The organism is Pseudomonas sp. 43NM1 (genome assembly GCF_002836905.1).
GTDB classification, from domain to species: domain Bacteria; phylum Pseudomonadota; class Gammaproteobacteria; order Pseudomonadales; family Pseudomonadaceae; genus Aquipseudomonas; species Aquipseudomonas prosekii.
In genome coordinates this window covers 89,458-96,566 of sequence record NZ_MKGS01000014.1, presented here as the reverse complement: position 1 = coordinate 96,566, position 7,109 = coordinate 89,458, and the positions used below count along the sequence as shown (strand labels likewise).

Below are 7,109 nucleotides of genomic sequence, written 5' to 3'. Positions count from 1 at the left end.
GGTGAGTACGGCAAGACCAAAGGTCGGGACACCTCGGGTGAATCGTTTTAGCGCCATCGCCAGCAGGGCCGGGCCTTTGAAAAATAGACGCTTGCGCGATTATCCGCAAAGTCTGTGACACAACCGTGTATCCGTCAGTTTTCCGACAAATAATGCTCCCTTTTTGGGCGAATTCCGGTATAGTGCGCGCCGGCCTTTAACCGGGCCGCGTTTAGGTAGCGCAATTCCCCGAAGTCAGCTTCGGCTGCACGTCCGCACAGCGGACTCTCCCTTGACGAATCTTTTTCATTCATTCGTTTTCGCAAATCCCCGCCGACAAAGCAGCCAGGGCGACTCTTGAGTCTTACACGGCATGCGCAGCTTTGGAGCATGGGTCTTTGCGGATGCACTTAGAGGCAGACCCATGACCCAGGAAACCGGCGGCTTCGCCGCTTTTAATCTTAATCCGAATATTCTTGCAGCCGTCATCGCGACTGGCTACGAAGAACCTTCGGCTATTCAGCAGCAATCGATCCCGATCATCATGGCCGGCCACGACATGATTGGCCAAGCGCAAACCGGTACCGGTAAAACCGCCGCGTTCGCACTGCCTATTCTGCATCGCATCGATCCTGCCAAGCGCGAGCCGCAAGCCCTGATCCTGGCGCCAACCCGTGAGTTGGCGCTGCAAGTAGCAACCGCTTTCGAAACCTACGCCAAGCAAATGCCGGGCGTTACCGTTGTGGCCGTTTACGGCGGCGCCCCGATGGGCCCACAACTGAAAGCAATCCGTAATGGCGCACAGATCGTTGTCGCCACTCCGGGCCGTCTGTGCGACCACCTGCGTCGTGACGAAAAAGTCCTCGCTACCGTGAACCACCTGGTTCTCGACGAAGCGGACGAAATGCTCAAACTCGGCTTCATGGACGACCTGGAAGTCATCTTCAAGTCGTTGCCTGCAACCCGTCAAACCGTATTGTTCTCGGCGACCCTGCCGCAGTCGATCCGCGCGATTGCCGAGCGTCACCTGCGTGATCCGCAGCACGTGAAAATCCAGACCAAGACTCAGACCGTTACCGCGATCGAACAGGCTCACCTGTTGGTTCACGCTGACCAGAAGACCTCGGCTGTATTGAGCCTGCTGGAAGTCGAAGACTTCGACGCCCTGATCATGTTCGTGCGCACCAAGCAAGCGACCCTGGACCTGGCCAGTGCCCTGGAAGCCAAAGGCTACAAAGCCGCTGCGCTGAACGGTGACATTGCTCAGAACCAACGTGAGCGCGTGATCGAATCCCTCAAGGATGGCCGTCTGGACATCGTTGTAGCGACCGACGTTGCTGCTCGTGGTCTGGACGTTCCGCGCATCACTCACGTGTTCAACGTTGACATGCCGTACGATCCGGAATCGTACGTTCACCGTATCGGCCGTACTGGCCGTGCCGGTCGCGAAGGTCGTGCATTGTTGCTGGTGACTCCACGTGAGCGCCGCATGCTGCAAGTGATCGAGCGCGTAACCGGGCAGAAAGTTGCCGAAGTTCGCCTGCCGGACGCACAAGCTGTTCTCGATGCACGCATCAAGAAATTGACCAACAGCCTGTCGCCACTGGTTGCCGATGCCGAATCGACTCACGGTGATCTGCTTGATCGCCTGACCGCCGACATCGGTTGCACCCCGCGTGCACTGGCCGCTGCTCTGCTGCGCAAGGCTACCAACGCTCAGGCGTTGACCCTGGCTGCAATCGAGAAAGAACGTCCACTGGTGCCGAACAACGCACCGCGTGGCGATCGTCCAGAGCGTACCGGTGATCGTCCGGACCGTGGTGATCGTGAGCGTCGTGCTCCGGTTGCATTGGCCGAAGGTCGTGCACGTTGCCGTACCGCGCTGGGCGCGCGTGATGGTATCGCTGCGAAAAACCTGCTGGGCGCCATCCTCAATGAAGGTGGTCTGGCTCGCGAAGCAATCGGTCGCATCCAGGTGCGTGACAGCTTCAGCCTCGTCGAGCTGCCGGAAGATGGTCTGGAGAAACTCCTGACCAAGCTGAAGGACACTCGCGTTGCTGGCAAGCAGTTGAAGCTGCGTCGCTATCGCGAAGATTGATCGGCTCTTGAGCTGATTGATCGAACATAAAAAATCCCCGACTGGTTCGGGGATTTTTTTTGGCCTGCTATTTGGGTTTGGCTGAAGACCCAGGGTCCCCATCGGTCTACCGGTCAGCCAAAGCGATAAATGTCCATGCCCAATGCGCCCATAGTGAACCCCTGATGGGCAATCGCGAATTCACCTCCCGCGCCGCGCGCAAAGTACAGCGGCAGCAAATGCTCGTCACTCGGATGATTGCGCGCGGCATTCGGCGCTTGCTGGCGATAATCGTGCAGCGCCGCTTCATCGTTCGCCGCGAGTTTCTCAATCATCCAGTCGCGGAACACCTTGGCCCACGGCTCGACGCTCTCCGGGCCGGCGTGCCAGTCCAGCTCGCGCAAATTGTGAGTGATGCTGCCGGAACCGATCAGCAGCACGCCATGCTGGCGCAAACTCTGCAGCGCCTGCCCGACACGGGTTTGCAGCGCCGGGCCGCCACGAGTCGGCAGTGAGACTTGCACCACCGCAATATCCGCCTGCGGGTACATCAATGACAACGGCACCCAGACCCCGTGATCGAATGGTCGTCGGGCGTCGATGCGCGCCGGCAGGTCATTGGCGTTCAACAGTTCGATCACCTCGGCCGCCAGTTGCGGATCGCCCGGCGCCGGGTATTGCACCTCGAACAAGGCCTTGGGGAAGCCGCCGAAGTCATGCCAGGTTTCCGGTTGTGGATTGCCGCTGACCAGCAACTCGTTGCTTTCCCAATGCGCCGACACAATCACAATGGCTTTGGGCTTGGGCAACTGCGCTGCGAGGCGCGTCAGGGCAGGGCCGCTTGCGCCAGGTTCGAGTGCCAACATCGGCGAACCATGGGATATGTACAGGCTGGGGAACATGAAAGAGCTCCTGAGGGGTAAGATGGCGTCATCTTCAGTCAGATCATTGATCTAAATCTAATATAAGTTTTAGGGTCTTTTGATCGAATTTTCGGGATTAATTATGCAGCCGGAGTTTTGGCACAAGCGGTGGACGTCGAATCAGATCGGCTTTCACCTGCCGGAAGTGAATCCATATCTGCAACGGTATTGGCCGCAACTCGGCCTGGAAGAGGGCGCGCGGGTATTGGTGCCGCTGTGTGGGAAAAGCCTGGACCTGTTGTGGCTGGCCAAATGCGGGCACGAGGTGTTGGGCATCGAGTTATCGGAAAAAGCCGTGGAGGACTTTTTCCACGAGCATCAATTTGACCCGGACGTCAGCGATCAAGGGCCGTTCACCGTCTATCGCGCGGGCTCCATCGAAATCTGGTGCGGTGACTTCTTCGCGCTGACCGCCGGCGATGTCGCCGATTGCAGCGCGTTGTACGACCGCGCGGCGCTGATCGCCCTGCCGCCGAAGATGCGCGAGCAATACGCCGAGCACCTGACGCGGATTCTGCCGAAGGATTCGCTGGGATTGCTGATAACCCTCGACTACGACCAGATCCAGAAGGACGGCCCGCCGTTCGCGGTGCTCGATGATGAAGTGCAGCGACTGTTCAGCGCGTCGTGGCAATTGAAGATTCTCGAAGACCAGGATGTGCTGGGCGCGAGCGTGAAATTTGTCGAGAGTGGGGTTACGCGGCTGGAGGAGCGGATTTATCGGGTTTCCACTCATTAAGGTGTGCTGACTTCACTGGCCCTATCGCGAGCAGGCTCGCTCCTACAGTTGAATGCGTTGAATCACATCTCTGTGATCGAACACAAATCCACTGTAGGAGCGAGCCTGCTCGCGAAGGGGCCCGAAGGCAAACCACACAGCTATGCAGACAAAAAAAGGCCCGCATTCGATGCGGGCCTTTTCATTTATGGCGAAGCCTTTCAGCCCCGACGACGCAGCGCGTCAATGCGCTCTTCCAGCGGCGGGTGGCTCATGAACATACGAGCAAACCCTTGCTTGATGCCGCCGTTGATGCCGAACGCGCTCAAGGTGTCCGGCATGTGCACCGGCAAGCCCTGTTCGGCCCGCAGGCGTTGCAACGCGCTGATCATCGAGTTGGTCCCGGCCAAGCGAGCGCCGGCTTCGTCGGCGCGGAATTCGCGTTTGCGCGAGAACCACATGACGATCGAGCTGGCGAGAATGCCCAGCACCAGTTCGGCGAAAATCGTCGCCACGTAATAGGCGATGCCCTGGCCTTCTTCGTTCTTGAAAATCACCTTGTCGACAAAGTTGCCGATGATTCGCGCGAAGAACATCACGAAGGTGTTCACCACGCCTTGAATCAGCGCCAGGGTGACCATGTCACCGTTGGCGACGTGGCCGATTTCGTGGGCCAGCACGGCTTTCACTTCATCCGGCGAGAACCGCTCGAGCAAGCCCTGGCTGACCGCGACCAGCGCGTCGTTCTTGTTCCAGCCAGTGGCGAACGCGTTGGCCTCGTAGGCCGGGAAAATCCCGACCTCGGGCATCTTGATCCCGGCTTCGCGCGACAGTTGTTCAACGGTCTGCAGCAGCCATTGTTCGTGACGGGTGCGCGGCTGGCTGATGATCTGGGTGCTGGTGCTCATCTTCGCCATCCACTTGGAGATGAACAGCGAGAACAGCGAACCGGCAAAACCAAACACAGCACAGAAAATCAGCAGCTGATTGAGGTTGAGATCAACCCCGTTGGCCGCCATGAACCCGTTGAAGCCAAAAAGGCTCAGGGTGATGCTGGCTATCAGCACGACCGCCAGGTTAGTGGCCAAAAACAGCAGGATGCGCATCATGGTTGTAGAAATCTCCTCATGCTAAAGATGTAGCGTACTGCGGGGTATATAAGGTGCTGCACCGTGCTATTCAACCGGGTGACTATTTCAAACTGTGTCCTACAGCCATGGTTCAGCATCGTGCAGGACATTTCCTGCGCAGTTGCAGGAAAAGTTCGTCAACCGATTGACCTGCAAACCCCAGTCTTTATTAGGCGCGAACGCAGAATTCGTCACATGACAGCGGTGACAAGCAGAAAGGGTGGCTGGGGGCAGAGATGTGTTGCTGAATCAATCACCGTGCGACAGAAAATGGCGTCGCACGGCGGATTTCAGCTTACTGACGATAGGTCTTGAGGAAGTTGCCGATGCGGCCGATGGCCTGATCCAGCTCGTCGACGCGGGGCAGGGTGACGACTCGGAAGTGATCCGGCCATGGCCAGTTGAACGCCGTGCCCTGAACCACCAGCAGCTTTTCGGAGAGCAGCAGGTCGAGCACGAACTTCTCGTCGTTGTGAATCGGGCAGACTTTCGGGTCGATCCGCGGGAACGCATACAGCGCGCCCATCGGTTTGACGCAAGTCACGCCGGGGATGTCGTTGAGCAATTCCCACGTACGATTGCGCTGTTCCAGCAAACGCCCTTGCGGCAACACCAGATCATTGATGCTCTGATAACCACCGAGCGCAGTCTGAATCGCATGCTGGCTCGGGACGTTGGCACACAGGCGCATGTTGGCCAGCATGTCGATGCCTTCGATGTAGCTCTGGGCGTGGTGTTTCGGCCCGGAAATGGCGATCCAGCCAGAACGGAAACCAGCGACGCGGTACGACTTCGACAGCCCGTTGAAGGTCAGGCACAGCAGGTCCGGCGCCAGCGAAGCGGTGCAGATGTGCACGGCATCGTCGTACAGGATCTTGTCGTAAATCTCGTCGGAGAACACCACCAGATTGTGCGAGCGCGCCAGTTCGAGCATGCCCAGCAACACTTCTCTGGAGTACACCGCGCCCGTCGGGTTGTTCGGGTTGATGATCACCAGGGCCTTGGTGTTCGGGGTGATTTTGGCTTTGATGTCGGCCAGGTCGGGGAACCAGTCGGCGCCCTCATCGCACAGGTAATGCACCGGATTACCGCCCGCCAGGCTGACGGCGGCGGTCCACAACGGATAGTCGGGCGCCGGCACCAGCACTTCGTCGCCATTGTTGAGCAGCGCCTGCATCGACATCACGATCAGCTCGGAAACGCCGTTGCCGAGGTAAATGTCCTCGATGCCGACGCCTTCGACCTGCTTCTGCTGGTAATACTGCATCACCGCTTTGCGTGCGCTGAACAGGCCTTTGGAATCGCTGTAGCCCTGGGCGGTCGGCAGGTTGCGGATGACGTCCTGGAGGATTTCATCCGGCGCTTCGAAACCAAAAGGCGCCGGGTTGCCGATGTTCAGCTTGAGGATGCGATGGCCTTCCTCTTCCAGGCGTTTGGCGTGCTTGAGCACTGGGCCGCGAATGTCGTAGCAGACGTTGGCGAGCTTGTTCGATTTGCTGACCTGCATGGCGATGTGTTCCCGAAAATGAACGATCCAGGCGGCGCGTGTACAACCGTACTGGGAATCCTGCGTGATGCGCACAGGCCTGACGCCTTCGAAGGCGACACTCATAATCCGTTTGAATGCGCGGGGACGGGCTGCCAGACTGGCGTTTGACGAGGCGCAATCATACGTGCCGCCCGATCCGTGGAAAAGGTACAGATCGGGCTTTTTCAGCTGCTGAGGTGTGATGATGGAAAAGTTGGAAAAAACCCTGGAAGAATGGAAGTCGATGCTCGATCCGGAGCAGTACAACGTTTGCCGCCTCAAGGGCACCGAACGGCCGTTTTCCGGCAAGTACAACGACAGCAAAATCGACGGCGTTTACCACTGCATCTGTTGCAACGAGCCGTTGTTCGATTCGAAAACCAAGTTTGATTCCGGGTGTGGCTGGCCGAGTTTCTACGCGCCGATCGGCGACAGTGCGATGGTCGAGATCCGTGACGTCAGCCACGGCATGATCCGCACTGAAGTGGTCTGCGGAAAATGCGATGCGCATTTGGGCCACGTGTTCCCCGACGGCCCGCCGCCGACCGGCCTGCGTTATTGCATCAACTCGGTGTGCCTGGACCTGGTTCCCCGCACCTGACGCAAAACCTTGTAGGAGCAGAGCTTGCTCGCGAAGAGGTCCTGACATCCAACGCTGATGTTGAATGACCTGACGCTTTCGCGAGCAAGCTCTGCTCCTACAGGAGACCGTTGATAATTTAAATTGCACACAATTCAATTGCTCGCTATGTTC

6 protein-coding genes are annotated in these 7,109 nt (G+C 58.3%); 3 read left to right on the top strand and 3 right to left on the bottom strand.

Annotation, left to right across the window (positions count from 1 at the left end):
* Nucleotides 1–403 precede the first annotated feature (403 nt).
* On the top strand, nucleotides 404–2,077 hold the full coding sequence (locus BI292_RS03685; protein ID WP_092279556.1) for a DEAD/DEAH box helicase: 1,674 nt from the start codon (nucleotides 404–406) through the stop codon (nucleotides 2,075–2,077).
* A 113-nt stretch (nucleotides 2,078–2,190) separates the two neighbouring features.
* Here BI292_RS03685 and BI292_RS03680 read toward each other — a convergent pair whose 3' ends face one another.
* A complete protein-coding gene (locus BI292_RS03680) occupies nucleotides 2,191–2,958 on the bottom strand; it encodes a class III extradiol ring-cleavage dioxygenase (RefSeq protein WP_101207027.1) in 768 nt (255 codons plus the stop codon).
* Between the two features lie 103 nt (nucleotides 2,959–3,061).
* Between BI292_RS03680 and BI292_RS03675 the strand changes: the two genes are divergently transcribed.
* Complete coding sequence (locus tag BI292_RS03675; RefSeq protein WP_092279560.1) at nucleotides 3,062–3,718, top strand: thiopurine S-methyltransferase; 657 nt, start codon at nucleotides 3,062–3,064, stop codon at nucleotides 3,716–3,718.
* 200 nt (nucleotides 3,719–3,918) lie between these two features.
* Here the strand turns inward: BI292_RS03675 and htpX are convergent, their stop codons facing one another.
* Both htpX and BI292_RS03665 read right to left on the bottom strand, forming a co-directional pair.
* Nucleotides 3,919–4,806, bottom strand: coding sequence for a protease HtpX (htpX, locus tag BI292_RS03670; protein ID WP_101207026.1), 888 nt, complete (start codon nucleotides 4,804–4,806; stop codon nucleotides 3,919–3,921).
* Nucleotides 4,807–5,122: 316 nt separating this feature from the next.
* On the bottom strand, nucleotides 5,123–6,334 hold the full coding sequence (locus tag BI292_RS03665) for a pyridoxal phosphate-dependent aminotransferase (protein ID WP_092281700.1): 1,212 nt from the start codon (nucleotides 6,332–6,334) through the stop codon (nucleotides 5,123–5,125).
* Between the two features lie 226 nt (nucleotides 6,335–6,560).
* On the opposite strand from BI292_RS03665, the gene msrB reads away from it, so the two are divergent.
* Nucleotides 6,561–6,956 (top strand): peptide-methionine (R)-S-oxide reductase MsrB, encoded by a 396-nt coding sequence (gene msrB, locus BI292_RS03660; protein ID WP_092281702.1) that lies wholly within the window; start codon nucleotides 6,561–6,563, stop codon nucleotides 6,954–6,956.
* Nucleotides 6,957–7,109: the final 153 nt, after the last annotated feature.

Excerpts from the sequence above, each read along its gene's own strand:
- BI292_RS03685 (WP_092279556.1), top strand. The coding sequence starts at position 404 with ATGACCCAGGAAACCGGCGGCTTCGCCGCTTTTAATCTTAATCCGAAT.
- BI292_RS03680 (WP_101207027.1), bottom strand. The coding sequence starts at position 2,958 with ATGTTCCCCAGCCTGTACATATCCCATGGTTCGCCGATGTTGGCACTC.
- htpX (WP_101207026.1), bottom strand. The coding sequence starts at position 4,806 with ATGATGCGCATCCTGCTGTTTTTGGCCACTAACCTGGCGGTCGTGCTG.
- msrB (WP_092281702.1), top strand. The coding sequence starts at position 6,561 with ATGGAAAAGTTGGAAAAAACCCTGGAAGAATGGAAGTCGATGCTCGAT.
- BI292_RS03675 (WP_092279560.1), top strand. The coding sequence starts at position 3,062 with ATGCAGCCGGAGTTTTGGCACAAGCGGTGGACGTCGAATCAGATCGGC.
- BI292_RS03665 (WP_092281700.1), bottom strand. The coding sequence starts at position 6,334 with ATGCAGGTCAGCAAATCGAACAAGCTCGCCAACGTCTGCTACGACATT.